Source organism: Novosphingobium sp. NBM11 (genome assembly GCF_015390225.1).
Lineage (GTDB): Bacteria > Pseudomonadota > Alphaproteobacteria > Sphingomonadales > Sphingomonadaceae > Novosphingobium.
The window spans coordinates 276,153-298,766 of record NZ_VUOG01000001.1; the positions used below are offsets into that span (position 1 = coordinate 276,153).

18 protein-coding genes, 1 tRNA gene and 1 pseudogene are annotated in these 22,614 nt (G+C 66.2%); 4 read left to right on the plus strand and 16 right to left on the minus strand.

Annotated elements, in window-relative coordinates; all coding sequences use genetic code 11:
* Nucleotides 1-2: 2 nt before the first annotated feature.
* From pyrH to F1640_RS01430, 6 genes and pseudogenes are all read right to left on the minus strand, one after another.
* A complete protein-coding gene (gene pyrH, locus F1640_RS01405) occupies nt 3-725 on the minus strand; it encodes a UMP kinase (RefSeq protein WP_194917355.1) in 723 nt (240 codons plus the stop codon).
* Between the two features lie 186 nt (nt 726-911).
* Nucleotides 912-1,838, minus strand: coding sequence for a translation elongation factor Ts (gene tsf, locus F1640_RS01410; protein ID WP_194917356.1), 927 nt, complete (start codon nt 1,836-1,838; stop codon nt 912-914).
* Nucleotides 1,839-1,967: 129 nt separating this feature from the next.
* A pseudogene (gene rpsB / locus F1640_RS01415) lies at nt 1,968-2,724 on the minus strand (30S ribosomal protein S2).
* A gap of 651 nt (nt 2,725-3,375) precedes the next feature.
* Nucleotides 3,376-4,191, minus strand: coding sequence for a phosphatidylcholine/phosphatidylserine synthase (locus F1640_RS01420; protein ID WP_194917357.1), 816 nt, complete (start codon nt 4,189-4,191; stop codon nt 3,376-3,378).
* A gap of 44 nt (nt 4,192-4,235) precedes the next feature.
* Nucleotides 4,236-4,985 carry a phosphatidylserine decarboxylase gene (locus F1640_RS01425; RefSeq protein WP_124810308.1) on the minus strand — a complete coding sequence of 250 codons (750 nt, stop codon included), beginning with the start codon at nt 4,983-4,985 and terminating at the stop codon, nt 4,236-4,238.
* Between the two features lie 179 nt (nt 4,986-5,164).
* Nucleotides 5,165-5,250 (minus strand) — tRNA-Tyr (locus tag F1640_RS01430).
* Nucleotides 5,251-5,429: 179 nt separating this feature from the next.
* Here F1640_RS01430 and rlmB point away from each other — a divergent pair.
* Nucleotides 5,430-6,272, plus strand: a complete 843-nt coding sequence (gene rlmB / locus F1640_RS01435; protein WP_124810307.1) for a 23S rRNA (guanosine(2251)-2'-O)-methyltransferase RlmB — start codon at nt 5,430-5,432, stop codon at nt 6,270-6,272.
* A gap of 17 nt (nt 6,273-6,289) precedes the next feature.
* Complete coding sequence (locus F1640_RS01440; protein WP_194917358.1) at nt 6,290-7,141, plus strand: hypothetical protein; 852 nt, start codon at nt 6,290-6,292, stop codon at nt 7,139-7,141.
* A 126-nt stretch (nt 7,142-7,267) separates the two neighbouring features.
* On the opposite strand, the gene F1640_RS01445 is transcribed toward F1640_RS01440, so the two are convergent.
* The 4 genes from F1640_RS01445 to F1640_RS01460 all read right to left on the minus strand — a co-directional run bounded on the left by F1640_RS01445 (nt 7,268) and on the right by F1640_RS01460 (nt 11,925).
* Nucleotides 7,268-7,681: an HU family DNA-binding protein gene (locus F1640_RS01445; RefSeq protein WP_255352115.1), complete on the minus strand. Its 414-nt coding sequence runs from the start codon at nt 7,679-7,681 to the stop codon at nt 7,268-7,270.
* 85 nt (nt 7,682-7,766) lie between these two features.
* On the minus strand, nt 7,767-10,172 hold the full coding sequence (lon, locus tag F1640_RS01450; RefSeq protein ID WP_124810305.1) for an endopeptidase La: 2,406 nt from the start codon (nt 10,170-10,172) through the stop codon (nt 7,767-7,769).
* A gap of 167 nt (nt 10,173-10,339) precedes the next feature.
* Nucleotides 10,340-11,344, minus strand: a complete 1,005-nt coding sequence (locus F1640_RS01455; protein ID WP_375336172.1) for a zinc-dependent alcohol dehydrogenase family protein — start codon at nt 11,342-11,344, stop codon at nt 10,340-10,342.
* Nucleotides 11,345-11,364: 20 nt separating this feature from the next.
* Nucleotides 11,365-11,925 carry an HdeD family acid-resistance protein gene (locus F1640_RS01460; RefSeq protein ID WP_125955981.1) on the minus strand — a complete coding sequence of 187 codons (561 nt, stop codon included), beginning with the start codon at nt 11,923-11,925 and terminating at the stop codon, nt 11,365-11,367.
* A 174-nt stretch (nt 11,926-12,099) separates the two neighbouring features.
* Between F1640_RS01460 and nikR the strand changes: the two genes are divergently transcribed.
* Entirely contained in the window at nt 12,100-12,570 is a 471-nt protein-coding gene (nikR, locus tag F1640_RS01465; protein ID WP_194917359.1) for a nickel-responsive transcriptional regulator NikR, read from the plus strand.
* 45 nt (nt 12,571-12,615) lie between these two features.
* Here the strand turns inward: nikR and F1640_RS01470 are convergent, their stop codons facing one another.
* Nucleotides 12,616-13,638: a phytase gene (locus tag F1640_RS01470; RefSeq protein ID WP_255530155.1), complete on the minus strand. Its 1,023-nt coding sequence runs from the start codon at nt 13,636-13,638 to the stop codon at nt 12,616-12,618.
* On the minus strand, nt 13,638-16,448 hold the full coding sequence (locus tag F1640_RS01475; protein WP_255530156.1) for a TonB-dependent receptor: 2,811 nt from the start codon (nt 16,446-16,448) through the stop codon (nt 13,638-13,640). The genes F1640_RS01470 and F1640_RS01475 overlap by 1 nt, the downstream gene beginning before the upstream one ends.
* 164 nt (nt 16,449-16,612) lie before the next feature.
* On the opposite strand from F1640_RS01475, the gene F1640_RS01480 reads away from it, so the two are divergent.
* Nucleotides 16,613-17,719, plus strand: coding sequence for a PLP-dependent cysteine synthase family protein (locus F1640_RS01480; protein WP_194917362.1), 1,107 nt, complete (start codon nt 16,613-16,615; stop codon nt 17,717-17,719).
* Here the strand turns inward: F1640_RS01480 and F1640_RS01485 are convergent.
* From F1640_RS01485 to F1640_RS01500, 4 genes are all read right to left on the minus strand, one after another.
* On the minus strand, nt 17,716-18,180 hold the full coding sequence (locus F1640_RS01485) for a low molecular weight protein-tyrosine-phosphatase (RefSeq protein WP_309229171.1): 465 nt from the start codon (nt 18,178-18,180) through the stop codon (nt 17,716-17,718). The genes F1640_RS01480 and F1640_RS01485 overlap by 4 nt on opposite strands.
* 13 nt (nt 18,181-18,193) lie before the next feature.
* Nucleotides 18,194-19,207 (minus strand): ACP S-malonyltransferase, encoded by a 1,014-nt coding sequence (locus F1640_RS01490; RefSeq protein ID WP_194917364.1) that lies wholly within the window; start codon nt 19,205-19,207, stop codon nt 18,194-18,196.
* Nucleotides 19,200-21,398: an alpha-ketoacid dehydrogenase subunit alpha/beta gene (locus tag F1640_RS01495; RefSeq protein ID WP_194917366.1), complete on the minus strand. Its 2,199-nt coding sequence runs from the start codon at nt 21,396-21,398 to the stop codon at nt 19,200-19,202. The genes F1640_RS01490 and F1640_RS01495 overlap by 8 nt, the downstream gene beginning before the upstream one ends.
* A 68-nt stretch (nt 21,399-21,466) precedes the next feature.
* Nucleotides 21,467-22,588: a glycerophosphodiester phosphodiesterase gene (locus F1640_RS01500; RefSeq protein WP_194917368.1), complete on the minus strand. Its 1,122-nt coding sequence runs from the start codon at nt 22,586-22,588 to the stop codon at nt 21,467-21,469.
* Nucleotides 22,589-22,614 lie beyond the last annotated feature (26 nt).

The window sequence follows — 22,614 nt, forward strand, 5'->3', positions numbered from 1 at the left end:
GGTCAGGCTTCCTTCTGCACGATGGTCTGCGTCCCCTCACCCGCCAGCACGCGGGCAAGATTGCCCTGCTCGCGGATCGAGAACACGACGATGGGAATGTGGTTGTCGCGGCAAAGCGCCACCGCGCTGGCGTCCATCACCTGCAGGTTGGTTGCCAGGACGGTGTCGTAATCCACGGTTTCATAACGCTTTGCCGAAGGATTCTTCTTCGGATCGGCATTGTACACGCCGTCAACGCTGGTGCCCTTGAGCAGTGCGTCGCACTGCATTTCGGCCGCGCGCAACGCCGCGCCGCTGTCGGTGGTGAAATAGGGCGCGCCCACCCCCGCGGCGAAGATCACCACGCGGCCCTTTTCCAGGTGGCGTTCGGCGCGACGGCGGATCACCGGCTCGCACACCGCGTCCATCTGTATGGCGGACTGCACGCGCGTGTGGACGCCCAGCTTTTCGAGCGAGGACTGCATCGCCAGCGCGTTCATCACCGTGGCCAGCATGCCCATGTAATCGGCCTGCGCCCGGTCCATGCCCTTGGCGGCCCCCGCCATGCCGCGAAAGATGTTGCCCCCGCCGATCACGAGGCACAGTTCGACGCCGGTATCCTTTACCGCCTTCACCTCGGCGGCCAGGCGATCGACGAAATCGGTATCGATGCCAAACTGCTGGTTCCCCATCAGCACCTCGCCCGAAAGCTTGAGCAGGATGCGCTTGAACTTGGGGAGGCTCATGGGAACGGGGTACTCGCAAACGGGGGTAAACGCGGCCCTTATACGCGGATGGACCGCGCTGCCAAGGGTGGCGTGGCCGGCCATGGTGGCGGCCGCATACAGCGATCCCCGCGCCGGCGGGGAGAACGAGCCGGAGCAATACCGGCAACGCTTCCCCCGCCCGCGCGGGGACGTGCTGTTCAGAACTTACTTGATGCCGGCAGCGGCGGCGACTTCGGCGGCGAAATCGCTTTCTTCCTTCTCGATGCCTTCACCAAGCTGGAAGCGGACATAGTCCACCAGCGCGATCTTGGCGCCGGCGGCCTTGCCCGCCTGCTCCACCACCTGCGCGATCGGAGTCTTGTTGTCCATCACGAACAGCTGCGAAAGCAGCGCGTTTTCCTTGGCGTACTTCGAGACCGCGCCGTCGACCATCTTGGCCTGCACTTCGGCGGGCTTGCCGCTTTCAGCGGCCTTTTCGGCCGCGATCTTGCGTTCGCGGGCGATCAGTTCGGCGTCGAGATCGTCGGCGGTCAGCGCCAGCGGGAACGCGGCGGCGATGTGCATCGCGATCTGCTTGCCCAGCGGCTCCAGCACATCGGCGCCGGCTTCGGATTCGAGCGCGACGAGCACGCCGATCTTGCCAAGGTTCGGCGCGGCGGCGTTGTGCATGTAGGGCACGACCACGCCGTTCGCCACGGCGACGTGCTTGATGCGGCGCAGCTGCTGGTTCTCACCGATGGTGGCGACGTTGTTGGTCAGCTTGTCGGCAACCGTGCCGCCATCGGGATAGGCGGCGGCCTTCAGCGCCTCGACATCGGCAGCGGCGGTGTTCAGCGCCACTTCGGTGGCCTTGCGCACGAAGTCCTGGAACTGTTCGTTCTTGGCGACGAAATCAGTTTCCGAGTTGACTTCGACGGCCACGCCCTTGGTGCCGGCAACGGCCACGCCAACGAGACCTTCGGCGGCGGTGCGGCTGGACTTCTTGGCGGCGGCAGCCAGACCCTTGGCGCGCAGCGCGTCGACCGCGGCTTCGAAATCGCCGCCGGATTCGTCCAGCGCCTTCTTGCAGTCCATCATGCCGGCGCCAGTGCGCTCGCGCAGGTTCTTCACGTCAGCGGCGGTATAAGCCATCGCGTTGATCCTTCTGTTCTTCAAACGGGTGAGGCCGCAGCAATCCGCTGCGGCCCGTAAGTCTTGTCCGGGTCAATTCGGTGACGGCCCGGGCGGGCCGCCCCAATCATCGACCGGCGCCGCCGGGGCTCAGGCCTCGACAGCTTCCTCGGCCAGCGGCTCGGCCAGCGCGCCGAAATCCGCACCCGAAGCAATGGCGGCATCACGGCCACCCTTGGTGGCGGCGGCGGCCACCGCTTCGCAGTAGAGGCGGATCGCGCGGCTGGCGTCGTCGTTCGCCGGGATCGGGAAGGCGATGCCTTCGGGCGAGACATTCGAATCGAGAATGGCAACGACCGGAATGCCCAGCACGTTGGCTTCCTTGATCGCCAGTTCTTCCTTGTTGGCGTCGATCACGAACATCACGTCCGGAATGCCGCCCATGTCGCGGATGCCGCCCAGCGACAGTTCGAACTTGTCGCGTTCGCGGGTCAGCTGAAGGACTTCCTTCTTGGTCAGACCGGCGGTGTCGCCCGCAAGCTGTTCTTCCAGCGCCTTGAAACGCTTGATCGACTGGCTGATCGTCTTCCAGTTGGTGAGCATGCCGCCCAGCCAGCGGTGGGTTGACGAAGTGCTGGCCCGAAGCGCGCGCGGCCTGCGCGATCTGCTCCTGCGCCTGGCGCTTGGTGCCGACGAACAGCACCTTGCCGCCGGCCTGCACGGTGGCCGAGATGAAATCGAGCGCGCGCGCGAACAGCGGCACGGTCTGCGACAGGTCAAGGATGTGAATGCCGTTGCGGGCGCCGAAGATGTACGGCTTCATCCGCGGATTCCAGCGGTGGGTCTGGTGGCCGAAGTGCGCACCGGCCTCGATAAGTTGCTGCATCGTGACGACAGGAGCCGCCATAGGTATTTCCTTTCCGGTTCAAGCCTCCGGGAAACTGGAACCAGGCGGAGATCCCGCCACGGCACCGGTATGTGCGTTTCCCGTGTGGATTACCGTCTCTCATGCAAGGGGCACCTGCCCCTGCACCGTCCAGCGCTGGCGCCCTTAGAGCAAGTGCGCAAAGAAATCCACCTCGAATTTGCTGGCGCGCGACCGGCCGGTTCCGACGGCGAGGACAGCGTCACGCCGACGATCTCGACTTCCGTCTGTCGCACGCAAAAAACGCCGTACGGCATTTTCCGCTTGACGATACAGAACAAAAAGAGAACATAAGGGTATTACGGCATCCGGTAAGGAACCGTTAACCATATTCCGAGTTATCCACATGATGTCCACAGGCTGTCAAGGCGAACCTTGGCCGGGGACACAGGGTCGAAAGGCTGGTTGTCATGCTTGGTGTTCTTGTCTCGCTGCTTTTTGCCGGTGCCGGCCTTCTGGCCATCGGTGCGATCGGGGCGACCGTAACCGCGCAAGCCGGTGCGGTGCGCGGCCTGTTGCGCCAATCGCGTGCCGGCGTGGCAAACCGGGAATACTGCGTGAGCATCGTGTCGGACATGCCGGCAGTCGCGCCTGCGGCGGGATGCGGTCCGCGCCGCGCCCCAGTCCGCTCGATCAGGCGGACGGCGGAACGGCGGATCGCCCCTGCCCGCCGCGCAGCCGCCTGACGCGCGCATAGCGCACCACGCCCACCGGCACGAGCGCGAGATAGATCCCGCAGATACCCACCAGCGTCAACCACGGTTCTGTCAGCAGCGCGGCAATCACCAGCCCGAACAGCGCGATCACTTCCAGGCGGATGGCGCGGCGCGGGCGCAACGCGGTCCAACCCAGAGTGGCCATGTTGGATATCATCAGGAACGCGATCAGCGCCGCCCATACTCCGACGAACATCGGGTAGCGGAATTCCTCGCGCCCGCTGGCAATCCACAGGTACAGCGGCAGCATGGCCAGCCCCGCACCTACGGGCGCCGGCACGCCCGTCAGGAAACCGGCTGATTTATGCGGTTGGTCCGCCATGTCGATCCGGGCGTTGAAGCGGGCCAGCCGCAACGCGCAGCACACCGCCAGCGCCAGAGCGGCGAACCAGCCGAAGCGCGGTTCGGTCTGCAACGACCACAGATAGAGGATCAGGGCAGGCGCGACGCCGAACGAAATCGCGTCCGACAGGCTGTCCAGTTCGGCGCCGAAGCGCGACTGCGCCTTCATCATCCGCGCCACGCGCCCATCGATGCCATCGAGAATGCCGGCGATGATCACCGCCATCACCGCGCGTTCGAAATCGCCGTTGATGGCAAAGCGGATGCCGGTCAGCCCCGAACAGAGCGCGGCGGAGGTGATCGCGTTGGGCACCAGCGCGCGCAGGGTCAATCCGCGCGGAAGGCGGGTGCGGCCGAAGTCCTCGCCGTCCGGCAGAGCTTCGCCATTCACGTCAAACGTCTCTTCGGGCTCCGCCGACAGCGCAGGCCCGGAGGTCACTGGCTGACGCCCTCGATCATCGGCGCCTGCCCGATCTCGGCCAGCACGGTTTCGCCGGCGATCACCCGCTGCCCCATCAGCACCTTGGGTTCGGTGCCTTCGGGCAGATAGACATCGACGCGGCTGCCGAAGCGAATCAGACCCACGCGCTGGCCGGCGGCGACAATGTCCCCGCCCTTCACGAACGGCACGATGCGCCGGGCGATCAGCCCCGCGATCTGTGTGAACCCGATCTGCACCCCGTCGCTGCGCTCGACCAGGAAATGCTGACGCTCGTTCTCCTCGCTGGCCTTGTCGAGATCGGCGTTGAGGAACTTGCCGGGGATATAGACCACACGGCGGATCGTGCCGCCAATCGGCGACCGGTTGATGTGGACGTCGAACACGCTCATGAAAATGGACACGCGGGTCACCGGCGTTTCCGCCATGCCCTTCGCACCCGATCCGTCATCGGCGGTCAATTCGCGCGGCGGCGGCACCTTCTGGATCAGCGTGATCAAGCCATCGGCGGGCGACACCACGAATCGGTCATCGCGCGGCGTAACGCGCAGCGGATCGCGAAAGAAGGCGAGGATGCCGACGGTGAGGAACGCCAGCGGCCAGGCCAGCGTCTCCCAGGCCATGACCGCGCTGCCTAGGCTCAGCGCAGCGGAAACAAGCGCGAACTTGCGTCCTTCGGGGTGAATGGCTGGCCAGCTCCAGCCGGCGCTGCCGCGACCGCGGTTGTCAAGAATATCTCCGGGCATGGGGCTCATCTACGGGTTGGCGCGCAAGGCGGCAAGGGCAGGTTCCGGACCGGCGTCGCAACGGGGGCCTGCCTCGTGGAAAAAGCCCGACCTATCGCCAACCGAACGGACAATCGAAAGACCGGTCGCGCGGACCGGCCACCGGCCTTCACGGCCAATGCGGCGAGAAGAAGCAGCGGTGGTGGACAGGGCTAGATTCGAACTAGCGTACGCTTGCGCGGGCAGATTTACAGTCTGCTGCCTTTAACCACTCGGCCACCTGTCCACACCAGTGCTGCCGGTGCGAGGGTTCCCCGGAAACGGGTCCGCCTCTGATTTGAGACCCCCGCGAAGGGGCCGTCCGGCCGAGAGGCGGCCCCTTTGGCGAAGCATCGCTTGCCTGTCAATGGGGCGACTGGCAGGAGGCGCACGATATTTTCGCATTCCAGCATAAAGGTACTCTCCATGGCCGCTCCCCACGATCATCGCGAAGCCCGGCAAGACGGACAGCGCAAGGGCCGCGCCCTACGCGGCCGCGCGGGGCGGATGCAGGGCGGACGGGGTAGCGGACGCGGCAGCCAGGGCACCGTGCGCCTGTGGGGCCGCCATGCTGTGGAAGCCGCACTGACGAATCCCGATCGCGTGGCGAAAAAGCTGTGGGGCACGCGCGAAGCGATCCAGGCGATGCTCGACGATCACGACGCCGAACTGCCCGCGTCGCTGCCGGTGGAATACGCGCAGGCCGCCGATCTCGGCCGGCTGGTGGCGCGCGATGCGCCGCACCAGGGCCTTGTGCTCGAATGCCTGCCGCTGGACGACGTGGCGCTCGACGACGTGCTGGACGAAGCCGACGGCAAGACGCTGGTGCTGCTCGATCAGGTCACCGATCCGCACAACGTGGGCGCCATCCTGCGCAGTTGCGCGGCGTTCGGCGTGGCGGCGATCGTCACGCAGGATCGCCATGCCCCGCCCGAATCGGGCACGCTGGCGAAATCGGCCTCGGGCGCACTCGAAACGGTGCCATGGGTGCGCGTGGTAAACCTCGCCCGAGCGCTGGAGGACATCGCCGAGGCCGGATACTGGCGGATCGGCCTGGACGGCGATGGCAAGGATGCCTTCCCGCAGGCGGTGCCCTCCGGGCCGGTCGCGCTCGTGCTGGGGGCCGAGGGCGAAGGGCTTCGGCACAACGTGGCGCAGCATTGCGATTCGATCGCCCGCCTGCCGATCTCCTCGGCGATCGAAAGTCTCAACGTGTCCAACGCCGCCGCGATCGCGCTCTATGCGATCGCCACGCGTACGACCGACTGAACCGGAAGGAGCACATCGTGAGCACAAAGCGCCTGTTCACCGGTACGCTGCTGGTGCTGGCATCGCTGGTACTGGCCGCCTGCATGTTGCTGCCCGGCAAGTTCGGATCGGATCTCACCCTGCACCGCGACGGCACGTTCAGCTTCACCTACAAGGGCGAGATTTTCCTGCTTCCGCTGTCGAAGCTGGCGCAGGACAAGCCGGCCGGCACGGGCGAGAAGAAGCCGTTCACCCCTTCTCCCTGCCGGGATGAAGGCAGTCAGGCCATCCGGCCCTGCACCAAGGCCGAAGTCGACGCGCAGCGTGCCGCGTGGGACGTCGCGCAGCCCGGGGCATCGCAGCGCGACGCGGAGAACGAACGCATGGCCAAGGCCTGGCTCGGCGGGCTGGACCCGTCCGATCCGAAGGCTGCCGATGCGTTCGCGGAACGCCTGTCACGCCAGGCGGGCTGGAAATCGGTGATCAATCGCGGCGACGGGCGGTTCGAAGTGGAATATGCCGCCAGCGGACGGCTCGACCACGATTTCAGCTTCCCGATGATCGAACGGATGCCGGCGGTAGTACCCTTCGTGACGATGATCCGCCGCGCCGACGGCAGCGTGCGGATCGATGCCCCCGCCTTCGCCAGCAGCGCTTCCGCATCGCCGCTCATGGCGATGCTGGCGGAAGTGGCCAAGGACAAGGCCAAAGGAGGGACCAGCCCCCTGCCGCAGATGGACGGCACGTTCACGCTGCATACCGACGGCGCGATCCTGGCGAACAACACCGACGAAGGCGCCAAGCCCGATCCGGCCGGACAAAGGCTGGACTGGAAGGTCGATGTCCGGACGGCCGCGATGCCAACGGCACTGATCCGGCTCGATCGATAAGCTTCACCCCAAAAAGAAAAACCGCGCCGATCGCATGACCGGAGCGGTTTTTCTGTGCTCGGACTTCCAGCAACGGCCGGGCTTCTGCCGGCGCGACCCGTTCGCGCCAGGCGACCCGGCTCGCTATCAGTTCACCGCGTCCTTCAGGCCCTTGCCGGCCTTGAACTTCGGCTGCGACGAGGCCTTGATCGACATCGGCTCACCCGTGCGCGGGTTACGGCCGGTCGAAGCCTTGCGCTTGGCGACCGAGAACGTGCCAAAACCGACCAGACGCACTTCGTCGCCCTTCGAGAGCGCCCCAGAGATGGAATCGAAAACGGCTTCCACCGCCTTCGTGGCATCACCTTTCGAGAGGCCGCTGGCATCGGCGACAGCGCTGATCAAATCGTTTTTGTTCATTGCGGAACCCCCTACCTTTTCTTGGGAAAACTGCGGTTTCGGAATCGCCTTTCGGGTGCGCGGGAATTGAGCGGAGAAAGAATCCGCTGTCAAAGACAAAAGCAACGAGAAACGTTGAATTTGTCTCAAAAACCAACGCATTTCCCGCAAACGGAAAGGCGCACCCCCATGCGGAGATGCGCCCCCTGGTTATTGCGGCTTCGCGGACGTCCCGCGCTGGAGACCGTCAGTGCGCGGTGGTGGAGGCCGGTTGGCCTCCCACAGCGGCTCCCGGCTGGCTCGCCAGATCGTCCGCTTCGGTCCACTCGATCGGCTCCAGCGGCCCCGCCAGCGCCAGCGCTAGCACCTCGTCCACGTGCTTTACCGGAACGATCTCAAGCCCTTCACGGATGTTGGCCGGAATCTCGGCCAGATCCTTGCGGTTCTCTTCCGGGATCAGCACGGTCTTGATGCCACCGCGCAGCGCGGCGAGCAGCTTTTCCTTCAGGCCACCGATGGCCAGCACGCGGCCACGCAATGTCACCTCGCCGGTCATCGCCACGTCCGCACGGACGGGGATCCCGGCCAGGGTCGAAACCATTGCCGTGACCATGCCGATGCCCGCGCTCGGCCCGTCCTTGGGCACCGCGCCTTCGGGCAAGTGGATGTGCAGGTCCTTGCGCGCGAAAATCGAAGGCTTGATGCCATAGGCCGGGCTGCGCGCCTTGACGAAGCTGAACGCCATCTGGACGCTTTCGCTCATGACCTCGCCCAGCTTGCCGGTCGTGCGCACGCCGCCCTTGCCGGGCACCGTCACGCTTTCGATCGTCAGCAGTTCGCCGCCCACTTCGGTCCATGCCAGCCCGGTTACCGCGCCAACCTGGTTTTCCTCGTCCGACACGCCATGGCGGAACTTGCGCACACCGGCATAGTCGGCGAGGTTTTCGGGCGTCACGGAGACGGCCTTGGCCTTGCCTTCCAGAATCTGGCGCAGCGATTTGCGCGCCAGCCGGGCGATCTCGCGCTCCAGCGTGCGCACGCCGGCCTCGCGGGTGTAATAGCGGATCAGGTCGCGCAGCCCGGATTCGGTCAGCTCGAACTCGCCCTTCTTCAATCCGTGCGCCTCGACCTGCTTGCCCACCAGATGGCGTTGCGCGATCTCGACCTTCTCGTCTTCGGTATACCCTTCGAGCCGGATAATCTCCATGCGATCGAGCAGCGGCTGCGGCAGGTTGAGGCTGTTCGCCGTGCAGACGAACATCACGTCCGACAGGTCCACGTCGAGTTCCAGGTAGTGATCCTGGAACTTGGCGTTCTGTTCGGGATCGAGCACTTCGAGCAGCGCGGACGCCGGATCGCCGCGGAAGTCCTGCCCCAGCTTGTCGATCTCGTCGAGCAGGAACAGCGGGTTCGAGGTGCCCGCCTTGCGCAGGTTGGTCACGATCTTGCCCGGCAGCGAGCCGATGTAGGTGCGCCGGTGGCCGCGAATTTCCGCCTCGTCGCGCACGCCGCCCAACGACTGGCGCACGAACTGGCGCCCGGTGGCCTTGGCGATCGACTTGCCCAGCGAGGTCTTGCCCACGCCCGGAGGGCCGACGAGGCACAGGATCGGCCCCTTCAACTTGTTGGTGCGCGCCTGCACGGCCAGATACTCGACGATGCGGTCCTTGACCTTGTCGAGCGCGTAGTGGTCCGCATCGAGGACCGACTGCGCCGCCGCGATATCCTTCTTCAGCTTGCTGCGCTTGCCCCACGGCAGGCCCAGCAGCACGTCGAGGTAATTGCGGATGACCGTGGCCTCGGCGCTCATCGGCTGCATGGTCTTGAGCTTCTTCAGCTCCGCCTGCGCCTTGGCGCGCGCTTCCTTGGGAAGCTTGAGCCGGTCGATCTTGTCCTGCAGTTCCTGAATCTCGTTGGCTTCACCATCGTCGCTGCCGCCGAGTTCGGACTGGATAGCCTTCAACTGTTCGTTGAGGTAATATTCGCGCTGCGTCTTCTCCATCTGCCGCTTCACGCGGCCACGGATCTTCCTTTCGACCTGGAGCACGCCGAGTTCGCCTTCCATGAAGGAAAGCACCATCTCGAGCCGCTTGAGCGGATCGTTCTCGGACAGCAGCGCCTGCTTGTCGGACACCTTGGCCGCGATCTGACCGGCAACGGCGTCGGCAAGCGGGCCCGCTTCGGTGATCTCGCCAAGCTGACCGGCGGCATCGGGCGAAAGCTTCTTCGACAGCTTGGCATATTCGCCAAACTGCTCGACGACCTGGCGCATCATCGCCTCGATCTCGGTGCTTTCGGCCTCGATCGCGTCGATCGTTTCCACCTGCGCCATCAGCACTTCGCCGTTGGCGCCGGTTTCGGGGGTCAGCGCTTCCAGCCGCGCGCGGCTTGTGCCTTCGACCAGCACGCGCACGGTGCCATCGGGCAGCTTCAGCAGCTGCAGCACCTTGGCGATGACGCCGGTATCGTACAGGTCATCCCGATCGGGATCGTCGCAGCCGGGATCGAGCTGGGCGAGCAGGAAAATATCGCGTTCGCCCGCCATCGCGGCTTCCAGCGCCGCGACCGACTTCGCGCGACCGACGAACAGGGGCACGACCATGCCCGGAAAGACAACAATGTCGCGCAGGGGAAGCAAGGGGTACAGATTCATCAGCAACTTTTCCGTCTGTCCCGGATCAGGGCGCCGGGCTTGAGCAGGATATGGGAGGGCATTCCCGCGCCCGCAATGGCAAAACGCATAACGGCTGTGGATCGGTGCTTTTCAGCCACTCCGCGCATTCCGTCCGCGCCAGCCCGCAATGACAAGGTCAAGGCGCTTCATCCCTCGGGCAGCAGCACCGCCGCGCCCTGCAGCGCGCCCGAACGCAGCCGGGCCAAAGCCTCATCGGCCTGCGCCAGCGGGAAGCTCTCGGTCACGGAACGGATGCCGGCTTGCTCGGCAACCGCGAAGAACGAAACGCCATCCTCGCGCGTCAGGTTGGCGACGGACAGGATCTGCCGCTCCTCCCACAGGTCGGCATAGGGAAAGGCGGGAATGTCGCTCATGTGGATGCCAGCGCAGACCACGTGCCCGCCCTTTCGCACCGCCTTGAGCGCCTGCGGCACCAGATCACCCACCGGCGCGAAGATCAGCGCGGCGTCGAGCGGTTCGGGCGGCATCTCGTCCGATCCGCCGGCCCAGACGCAGCCAAGCGAGCGGGCAAAGGCCTGCCCCGCCGCATCGTCGGGTTTGGTGAAGCCGTGGACCGTCCGCCCCTGCCAGACCGCCACTTGCGCCAAGATATGCGCCGCCGCGCCGAAGCCGTAGAGGCCGATCACCTTGCCCTCGCCCGCCAGCCGCAACGCGCGCCAGCCGATCAGACCGGCGCACAGCAGCGGCGCGGCCTCGACGTCGGAAAAGCAATCGGGCAGCGCGAAGCAGAAATGCGCGTCCGCCACGGTATGCGTGGCGTAGCCTCCGTCGCGCGTGGCTCCGGTGAACGCGGGCGCATCGCACAGGTTCTCGCGCCCGCCGGCGCAATAGGGGCACGTTCCACAGGTATGGCCAAGCCAGGGCACGCCCACGCGCTGGCCCACGGCAAAACCTGTCACGCCTTCGCCCAGCGCCATAACCCGCCCAACGATCTCGTGCCCCGGGATGACCGGATAGCGCGCCTTCACCTCGCCATCGAGGACGTGAAGGTCCGTGCGACACACGCCACAGGCGCTTACCGCGATCAGCAGTTCGTTCGGGCCGGGCGCGGGAACCGCCCGTTCGATGCGCCTGAGCGGACGCCCCGGCGCCTCGATCTCCATCGCGACCATGATCTCAGACTTGTCCACGGCCCCATCCACAGGGTTATTCACAGGCGGACGGCTCGCAAGGCAAAACCGGCGAGCAGCAGCATGAAGCCCTGCAGGAACAGGTCCACCGCCAATACCAGCCCCAGCACCCAGATCGTATTCCACGGCCAGCCAAGTGCCAGCACCAGCGCCACGCCGATGCTGACGAGGCCGGAGAGGAGCAGCCAGCCCCACCCCCGCTCGCGCATGGCGAAGGCAACATAGGCGCGGACGAGTCCCGATGCGGCAAGGCTCGCCGCCAGCAGCAGGGTCAGCACGCCGGCCGCGAACAGCGGGTCGGCCAGCGTGACGAGCGCCGCGCCCATGTAGAGCAGGCCCGACAGCGCCCACCACCATGTCCGTCCCTGGCGCCGCACGCCGAAGGCGTGGACAAGCTGGAACACGCCGCCCGCAAACATCATGACGCCCACGGTGATGGTCGCGGCCAGCGTCGCGAACATAAGATTGGCCGACGCGAGCGCGCCAAGCATGGCCAGCACCACGCCCACACCCACAAACCATCCCCAGGCCCGGCCAGGGCGGTCATCGACAATCAGACTGCTGCCTATGATCTGTGTCATCCAAAGCGGCTCCCGATGCGGTGATACGGCGAATCCGAAGGCCCCACCCTAGCATCTTTTGCCCCGGTGGCGTTGGCATCGATCAAAAGGGCGGCGGCCATGCCGCGAGCGCCTGCGCGGAAACGAAAGCGGCGGGTTGTCTGGCCTGCCCGCCGGTGGCATCGTTGCCCCGCCATGCAGCGCATCACCATATCCGTCGACGAAACCCTTGCCACCTCGCTGGACAGCATGGCGCGCGAGAAAGGCTATTCCAGCCGTTCGGAAGCGGTGCGCGATCTGGTGCGCGGCGGCCTGGAACAATGGCACAGCGAAGCGCACGCGGGCGAGCATTGCGTTGCCAACCTGTCCTATGTGGTCGAGCATCGCGTCCGCGCGCTGCCACAGCGGCTGGCGGAGATGCAGCACGCCCACCACGATATCGTCGCCGCGCGCACGGCGGTGGTCCTCGATCACTACCACAGCCTGGAAAGCGTGATCCTGAAAGGCCCGACGCACGCGGTGCGGGCCTTCGCCGATGCCGTTCGGTCGGAACGCGGCGTGCGGTTCGGCGCGATCAACCTGCTGCGCGTGCAGCCCGACGATAGCCATGACCATGCGGACGATCACGTCCACCATGGCCACAACCACCTGTCGCCCACGCTTTAGCACCCCGACCGCGCCGACAAATCCGGCGCTCGACCACGCAGCCGCTCAACGCCGCGCGCGCCCTTTGCGCAGCGCGGCCAGAACATCGCGCCAGGATACCAGCTTGAAGTTCTGCGGCGCCGGCTGGTTGTGCCCGTCCTGCGCCACGAACAGCCCGGCGGGGTAGTCCTTGCCGAAGCTGCCCGGCATCACGGCGATGCCATCGGTTTCCTCGGTGCCGCCGAACCGCCCCGCCACCACGCGGAAACGCCCCGCCGGCTTCATCGATGGCAGCGCGAACAGGGCATAGGCATTGTCGCCTTGGCTCGACGCGATCAGCCAGCCGCCGTCGCGGCCCACCGGCATCAGCGCAAGGCCCTCCACATCGTCGAACAGGTGCGCGCGGTCGACCGTGGCGACAAGCGTGGCTTCGGCGGGGCGATCCTCGCGCGCATCGAACGCCCAGACGCCCCGGTCTTCCTCCCCCACATAGAGCGTGCCCGTGCGCGGATCGGCAACGCAGCCCTCAGTCTGGGTCGGCAACTGCATGGTCCGCACGATCCGCCCCGACGGCGTCGCACCTTCGAGCACGATCCGCACCTGCACGATCGCCCCGTGCTTGAGCACGGAGAACGCGGTCAGCCCGGCCGCATCGCGCAGCAGGCATACGCCATAAGCCTCGCCCGCGCCGCCCGTCACCGCGCCCAGCGGCTGCAGCTTCGCCGCCGCGGTATCGAGCCGCCAGACCTGCAGCTTCGCCTGCGCCTCGTCGTTGCGATCGCTGGCGACAACGATCACGCCCGCCGCGCCCATATCGATCAGATCGACGTTGTTGAGCCGCCCGACAGCCGCGAAATCGCGCACCTTGCCGTCCAGCCCATAGACGTAGAGCCCGGCCTTCTTGTCGGTGCCGACGATCAGGCTTTCGCCCGGCCGCGCCGGGTTGCGCCAGATCGCCGGATCATCGGCCGCATCGCCCTGCGCCGTCGCCACCGGCGCGGTTTCCCCGCGCGCGGTGACTTCGACGGTGGGGACCGACGGCGGCGCGGCTGCTGCCAGCGCGGCCGCGCTCCAGATCGTCAGCAGCATCAGAACGTCACCCGGATACCGCCGCTGTAACGACGGCCGAAGCGTTCCCATTCGATCGTGTAGTTCTCGATCGCGCCATTGGTCTTGATCCCCTTGGCGTTGAGAATGCCCGAAGGATCGACGAACCGGCGGCCCGGCTGGTTGAGCAGGTTCTGCGCGTCGAAATAAATCTCGACATGCTTGTTCACGGCATAGCGCGCCGAGAAATCCATCTCGTCGTCCGCCGCCCAATAGGCATCGCCCGCGTCGGTCAGGGTATCGGCGATGCCATCCAGCCACTTGCTGCGCCGCTGGTACTGCAGCCGCAGCGAGAAGCCGTACTTTTCGTAGTAACCGCCAATGTTGTACACGAGGTCCGAGGTGTTCGGCAGGCGCACCTTGCGGCTCGCCACCTGCAGCGCGCCGGCCGTGTCATAGACCGCCGGTTTGCTGACCTTGCTGTTGTTCACGGTGACGTTGGCGCTGATGCCGAAGCCGCCCATCCACGAAGGGATGCCGAGCTGTTCCGCCCAGGGTTCGAGCTGGAACTGCGCTGCCGCTTCCATGCCATAAATCCGGCCGCTGCCGCCGTTGGTGATGCCCGAGAAGATATAGCCCGAACGGTCGAACGCAGCGGTATTCAGCGCGTTGGAGCCGAACGTGCGCCGCTGGGTGTACAGCACGTCGGTCACATGCTTGTAGAACACGCCGACCATCAGGTAGCCCTGCGGCTTCACGTACCATTCGAAATAGCCGTCCAGACCCCAGGCGCGCTCCGGCTTCACCGCCGGGTTGCCGCCGGAAATCGTCTCGTTGGTATCGTTGATGACCACGTTCGGACGCAGCAGATCGTAGTCGGCGCGGGCAGCGCCGGTATTGAGCGACAGGCGCACCTTCTTGGTATCGTCGAGGTTGTAATTGACGTGCAGGCTCGGGAACACCAGCGTCTGCTCAGCCTCCGCCGTGATGCCAGTGGCGATGCCGCGGTTCTTGACGTGCTCCACCCGCGCGCCGCCGACGATCGAACCCCAGTCGTAGCGCAGCGTGCCCATCAGGTAGCCCGCGAATACCTGCTCGCGCACGTTGTAGATATTGGCGATCTGCGGCACGAACGTGCCGACCTTGCGCGCCGCCGCCGAAGCCGCGCGCATCTTCGCGGTATCGAAATAGCGGAACGTGTAGCCCGGCTGGATCTTGCCCATGAACGCCGTGTCGAGCGAGAACTGATTATAGTCCGTGGGAATGCCGGCGGCGGAGAACTGCGCCGCCGTGTCCAGCGTCAGCAGGTTCTCGTCCACCACCTTGGTCCGCTGGTCGAACTGGAAGCCCGCCTTGAACGTGGCGTCGGCGCCCAGAAACTGCGTCTCGCGCGACAGCACCAGCCGGCCGGTATAGGCCTTGGTGGTGTCCACCGCGTCCAGCACCGTGAACGTGGCCAGTGGCTTGGTGAAAGTATCGATCGCCGTCACCTGCGTTCCCGCCGTATAGCGCGTCGGGCCGGAAAGCTGGGTGGTGGTGTACAGCGTCAGCGGCGAAAGGTTCGGGTCGGTGAAATCGTAGGCCACGGTGGGGCGCAGGTTGCGCGTGTTGGGGCTGTTCCAAGAAGCTTCGCCCACCACCGAACGGTCGTCCTTGGATTCGGTGTAGTTGCCCAGCCAGTCCAGCGTCCAGCCATCGCCGAACTTGTGCGTGCCCTGCAGCGTGTTGGTGAAGATCGACTGCTTGAACGCGCGCAGCGTCGACCGCTGGCGGATGTCGATGCCATAGATCGTGCCCTTCAGCGGCGCGTTGCCGATGCACACGTCGGCATAACCGGAGGTCGTCGGCGCCGTGTTCACAGTGGCATTGCACGCCGCGCTGCTGGCGACCAGATCGCCCTGCCGGTCATCCATGTCGAAGCGATAATTGTCGCGCGCCTCGTCGTCGGTGAAAATCGTGTAGATCGACCGCAGCGAAATGGTGTTGTTGTCATCCGGCTTCCAGTCGAGCCGGCCGGAGACCGACCAGTTCTTGCGCGTCAGGCGGTAGAGCTTGTTTTCGGTCTCGTGCGTCCAGAAGCGGGTTTCGTAGCCCGGCCGCACGTCCTGGCTCACCTGCTCCCAGTCGTGCTCGAAATTGTCGGTGATCATCCGGCGCTCGTAGTACGAGCCGGACACCAGCACGCCGATTTCGCCGCCGCCCACGTTGAAGCGGTCGGAAAGCACCAGCGATCCTTCGTACTGCGGACGGCTGCCGTATTCGGCCACGCCCGCGCCGGCCTTGCCCGCGATGTGGAAGCCGGAATAATCGAACGCCGAACGGGTGATGATGTTGACGTTGCCCGCCACGGTCTCGCCGGGCATGTCGGGCGTCACCGCCTTCGACACGATGATCTTGCCGGCGATGGCGGACGGGATCGAGTCAAAGCGGGCGTTACGCCCTTCGGGGCTGACCACGTTGATCCCGTCGAACGACAGCGTGGTCCAGTTCTTCGGCGCGCCGCGCAGGCTGATATAGCGCGCCTGCCCCTGATCGCGCTCCACCGCGATGCCCGGAAGGCGGCTGGCCGCCTGGGCGATGTTCTGGTCGGGCAAGCGGCCCACGCTGTCGGATGCGGCCACGGCCACCAGCGAATCCGACATCTTCTGCACCTGCAGCGCGGCTTCTTCGGATTCGACGATCGGGCGCGATCCGTTGACGACGATCTGCTCGCCCGCTTCCTCCTCGCCCGGAACGGCCGGTGCTTCCTGCGCGTAAGCCGGCGTCAAGGTCAGGCCACCACAGGCGCTGGTCATCAGGATGGCACGATAGAACGCCCGGCGCGCCGCGCCGGGTTGCGTGATCGAAAGCATGAACGGTCCCCACTTCTTTGACGGTCGGGGCCGCGCCTAGGGCGTTGATTTGACGGATTCGCGACGAAGATTACCGATCCGTAATGATCCTTTCACAAATCAGTCATCCATTCGCTGAAAGGTAAAGTTTGTCATTGCAAAGTCAGGCTTCTAAAGGCGCGCGAATGACCCAGACCGCCCCGCATTCATCATTTCCCCTGGCTGAAACCCTCTCGCCGGAAGCTCTGCGCACCTGGACGCTGGAAGCGGTGCGGCGGATCGATGCCGATTTCACCCGCTCGGCCGAAACCCATCTGGTGCGCGTGGAACTGCCCCGCTTTCCCGGCATCACGCTCTATCTCAAGGATGAATCGAGCCACCCGACCGGCAGCCTCAAGCACCGCCTCGCCCGTTCGCTAATCCTCTATGCGCTGTGCAACCAGCAGATCGGCCCCGGCACCCCGCTGATCGACGCCACGAGCGGATCGACCGCCGTTTCCGAAGCCTATTTCGCCCGGCTTATCGGCCTGCCGTTCATCGCGGTGGTGCCGCACGGCACTTCTCCCGCCAAGATCGAGGCGATCCGCTTCCATGGCGGGGACGTCCATTTCGTCCAGAACGCCGGCGAAGTGACCGATGCCGCCCGCGTACTGGCGCTGGAGACCGGCGGCCATTTCCTAGACCAGTTCACCAACGCCGAACGCGCGACCGACTGGCGCGGCAACAACAACATCGCCGACACCATCTTCCGCCAGATGCGCAACGAGGAACATCCGGTGCCCACGTGGATCGTCTGCGGCGCGGGCACCGGCGGCACCTCCGCCACGATCGGCCGCTACATCCGCTATGCGCGGCACGGCACGCGGTTGTGCGTGGCGGACCCCCAAGGATCGGTGTTCCATCGCCATTTCGCCGACCGCTCGATCCGCGACCTCGGCTGCGGCAAGTGCTCGTGCATCGAAGGCATCGGCCGCCCGAGGGTAGAGCCGTCTTTCATGCCGCAGGTGGTCGACCGGATGATGGCCATTCCCGATGCCGGATCGATCGGCGCCATGCGCGCGCTCTCGCGCCGGCTCGGCCGCCGGGTCGGCGGATCAACTGGAACCAATATCCACGCCTGCGCGGCGCTGATCGGGGAAATGGCGGCCGCCGGAGAAGCCGGATCGATCGTGTCCATCCTGTGCGATTCCGGCGAGCGCTACGCCGGAACGTATTACGACGACGCCTGGCTCGACGCGAACGGCATCGCCTGGCAGGCCGAGGACGAGCGCATCTACGCGCTGTTGAGCTAACGCCCCAGCCGTTCGATCAGCACGTCCGCCGCCGCGCTCACGTCGGCCCAGGCGCGCTCGAAGTCCTCGGCGTCCCCGTAATAGGGATCGACCACCGCCGTCCCTTCGCGCCCGGGCACGAGGTCCATCAGCAGTTCCAGCCGGGCCAAATGCCGGCGCGGGGCGATGGCCTGCAAATCGCGCAGATTCTGCGGATCGAGCGCGAAGATATGGCTGAAGCGCAGGAAATCCTCCGCCTTCGCCTGCCGCGCGCGATAGCCGGATATGTCGATACCATGGTGCCCCGCCTCGATGATCGCGCGGCGATCGGGCGGGCGGCCGACATGCCAGTCCCCGGTGCCGGCGGAATCGACCGTTACCGCGATCCCGGCTTCCACGGCCCGCGCGCGCAGCGCAGCTTCCGCCATCGGTGAACGGCAGATGTTCCCGAGGCACACGAACAGCACGGATGGCTGGATCACAAGACTGTTTTCATCAGACGACGTACTCCCGCTGGCCGGGTCTCCCCATGCCGATCAGGGTCGCATCCTCTCCTTGGCGCGATGAAAACGCATCCTTGCTGCCGATGTCCAGCCAATTCAGCGCGACGAGCACTTGCCCGATCGCGCCGCCCAGCGTTTCGCCCGGCCCCAGCAGGACGATACGGTCCGGCGCGAACTCGCGAATGGCCACCGTCATCGCGGTGGTGAAATCATAGGGTGCGAGGATCTGGTGGCCGAAGGTGTAGTCCCACAGGCTTTCCGCATCGCTTTCGAACCGCCGCCATATCTTGCCGCGCCCGTCGATCAGCGGCACCTCGGGCCGGCCGAACCAGGTGGCCGGCAGGCTGGCCCGCGCCGCGTTGGCGCTTTCCGCCATCAGCGGCGTGTGGAACGGGCCGTGGCCAGCAAGGCGCAGGGGCGGACGCGACAGGCCGGGCAGGTCCTTTTCCAGCGCATCCAGCGCGGCCTTGCTTCCCGCCACCACCAGCATCCCGCCGAGATGGATCGAGGGCAGCACGCCATGGCGCGCCATCGCCGCGTCGACTGCCCGGCGCAGCGCGGGATCGACGCGCCAGTCCTCGCCCGCCAGCACCAGCACCGCCTGCCCGCCGGGCGCGTGCTTCTGCGAATTGACGCCCATGGCATCGGCGATGGCAAAGCCATGCTCGCCCGAAACCGCGCCTGCGCACGCCAGCGCGGTGTACCAGCCCATCGAATTGCCGGTCACCGCCACCACCTCGAACCGGTCGCGGTCGATGCTCAGGAAATCGAGATAGGACGCGGCGTAAATCAGCGGCGCCGCGATATCGCCGCGCGTGTGGAGCGCTGGGCTGAACTTAGCCGCCCCGTCCAGTTCGCTCAGCGTCGGCGCACCACGCCCCGCGCGCAGGGCATCGAACGCAGCGAGTTCCGTCCGTCCACCATGGTGCCGCGCCAGATAGCCCAGTTCCGGCGCGTTGTAGGTGCCCCGCCCCGGACAGACGACAAGGATGGACTGCTTAGCCACGCACCATCTCCCGCGCCTTCGCCGCGATCATGTCGCGGCTGGGCAGGGTATAGGTCGCGGCGCGGGCGAGCGGGATGAAGCTGTCGGTCGCGGCGATCCGTGCCGTGGACTTGCCGCCCGCACGTTCGGCGAACAGCGCCATCAACGCCTCGCTCTGCGATCCGGTCTCGCGGCATTCGTCGACGATCAGCACCTTGCCGCACGGCGCGATCGCTTCGAGCAGCGCATCCTCCGCCAGCGGCGCGATCCAGCGCAGATCGATCACCCGCACGGCAATGCCCTGTTCCGCCAGCAGCTTCTGCGCCTGAAGCGAGAGATAGACCCCGTTGCCATAGGTCACCACGGCCAGATCGGCGCCATCGCCGTGCACACCGATCTCGCCCAGCCGCACCGCGCCTTCGCCCGGTGCCTGATAGACGCTGGTCCACAGGCCATCGCCCTCGGCATGAAGATCGCGCGTCATGTAGAGCGCGATCGGCTCCACGAACACCACCACGCGCTGTTCCTCGTGCGCCAGTCGTACGCATTCGCGCAGCATCGCCACCGCATCGCGCCCATTCGAGGGCACCGCCAGCACCACGCCCGGGATGTCCCGGAACACGGCCAGCGAATTGTCGTTGTGGAAATGGCCGCCAAAGCCCTTCTGGTAGGGCAGCCCCGCGATCCGCACGACCATGGGATTGGTGTATTGCCCGTTCGAGAAGAACGAGAGCGTCGCCGCCTCACCCCGGATCTGGTCCTCGGCATTGTGGACATAGGCCAGGAACTGGATTTCCGGCATCGGCAGCAGGCCGTTGTGCGCCGCGCCGATGGCAAGACCCAGGATCGCCTGTTCGTCCAGCAGCGTGTTGATCACGCGCGCCGAACCGAAACGCTGATGCAGCTTGGCCGTGCAGTTATAGACGCCGCCCTTCGGCCCCACGTCCTCGCCGCAGACGATGGCGTTGGGATATTGCAGCAGCAGGTCCGCCATCGCCCACGAGAGCAGGCGCGCCATGTGCTGCGGCTTTTCCATCTGCGCGGCATCGTCGGCAAACAACGCCGCGCGGGCCTCCGCCGCTGGAACTGGACGCTCCACGCCCTCGCGCTTCGGCGGCACGATGCTGGCCATCACTTCGGCCGCGTCCTTCAGCTTCGGCCGCCGGATCGCCAGTTCCACCTGCCGCAGCAGCGATGCCTCGATCGCTTCGTATTCGCGACGGACGTCGGCGGCAGTCATCACGCCTTCCTCGATCAGCAGCGCCGCGCTCGCCAGCAGCGGATCGCGCTCCTCATCGCGGCGGATGTCGTCCTTGGACAGATAGACAAGCTGCACGTCGTTGCCGGCATGGCCATAGAGCCGCACCGTGCGCATGTGCAGGAACACCGGCTTGCGATGACGGCGGGCATAATCGACCGCTTCACGCGCGCCGCGCCAGGCGTCCACCAGATCGCTGCCGTCGCACTGGATATAGTGCAGCCCGGCGCGCCCGGAAAAGTTCGCCTCGATCCACCCCTGCGGCGTGCGCGTGGAAATGCCGATGCCGTTGTCCTCGCACAGGAACACCAGCGGCAGTGGCGTGCCCTGGAACGCGGCCCAGGCGGCGGTGTTGATCGCCCCTTGCGCGGTCGAATGGTTGGCCGATGCATCGCCGAAGCTGCACAGCACCACGCCATCCGGCGCCAGTGGCGTATCCTCCAGCCCGATCCGGCGGGCGATGCCGATCGAAAAGGCCGCGCCCACCGCCTTGGGCAGGTGGCTGGCGATCGTGCTGGTCTGCGGCGGAATGGCCAGCCGCTTCGATCCCAGCACCTTGTGCCGCCCGCCCGAGATCGGGTCTTCGGCCGAGGCGGTAAACGACAGCAGCATGTCCCACGCCGGATTTTCACCCGGCACGCGCCCTGCGCGGTGAATCTGGAACGCAGCGTCGCGGTAGTGGAGGAAGGCGATGTCGTCCGTGCGCAGCGCCTCGGCGAGCGTGGCATTGCCTTCGTGACCGGACGATCCGATGGTGTAGAACCCCTCGCCCCGCGCTTGCAGCTTGCGCGAAAGCCGGTCCAGCTGGCGGCTGAGCATCTGGCTGTGGAGCAGCGCGGCGGCGCGTTCGGGCGCCAGCCCCACGTCGGCCAGCCCCAGGTTGGAACGCCGGCGCAGCCCGCCGCCATCGAGCGCGGCAAGGAACTGCTGGTGGACCTGCTCGGCGGCGTCCATCAGCGCCACCTGGTTTCAAATGCGATCATTTCCCTTGCGTAGCGCAAGGAAAATCGGGCGTCACCCCCCTATCGCGACACATGCAATGCGCGATAGCCAAGCGCGGGATCATCGGTGAAGAACCCGTCCAGACCGGTTTGCAGATAGCGCCGGATCTCGCGCACGCTGCCCTCCGGATTGCGCGCCTTCGCATCGCCGCTATCACGGAAATCGCCCGCGAGGAACGTGTTCTCCGGCCGGAACGTCCACGTGCCGACGAGCAGGCCCGCCTTGTGCGCGTCCGCCACCAGCGACGTCGGTGCCCCCAGCCTGCCATCGGCGCCGAGCGGAATGATCCGGCGCGTGGCCGGAGCGACCCAGTCGGCATAGAGGGCGATGTCGGCCAGCCCCGCCGGCGTCAGCATCGCGCCATAGGTCAGCGCGCCACCCACCGCCGCGACATCGGCCGGACGCTGCGCATCGTCATCGATCAGCTGCATCAGCTGGACGTTGGCCATGCCTGCCAGCATCGTGCGCAGCCGCTTGAGATTGGCGATCTCGAACGACTGGACGATCATCGGCATCGTGGCCAGCACCCGGCTGGCTTTCACCCGCGCCAGGAACATATCCTCCACCGGCAGGCCGATGCCGTTGAAATAGGTCGAATGCTTGATCTCGGGAATGATCCCGATCGTTCGCCCGCGCGCCGCCGCTTCGGCCGCGACGAAATCGATCACCTCCTCGAAGGTGACGATCTGGAACTGTCCGTCATAGCCCATGCTTTCCGGCCGCAGCGCGCCGAGCCGCTCCTTCGCGCGCAGCGTCTTCAATTCGGCCAGCGTAAAATCCTCGGTGAACCAGCCTTCCAGCTTTTCGCCGTCGATCACCTTCACCGCTTTGCGCACAGCAAATGCGGGATGCGCGGCAACGTCGGTCGTTTCGGCGATGTTGTTCTCGTGCCGCGCCACCAGCACGCCATCCTTCGTGGCCACGAGGTCCGGCTCGATGAAGTCGGCGCCGTCGGCGATCGCCTTGGCGTAGGAGGCCAGCGTGTGTTCCGGCCGCAGCGCCGAACAGCCGCGATGCGCCAGGAGCAGCGGCTTCGCCGGGCGCGGCCGCGCGGCCGCAAGCGCAGAACCGCCGGCCAGCACCGCCATACCCAGACCCGCTCCCATCGCCATCATGCCCCGCCGTGAAAATCCCGCCGTCATGGCCGTCTCCTTATTCCGAAGACCGC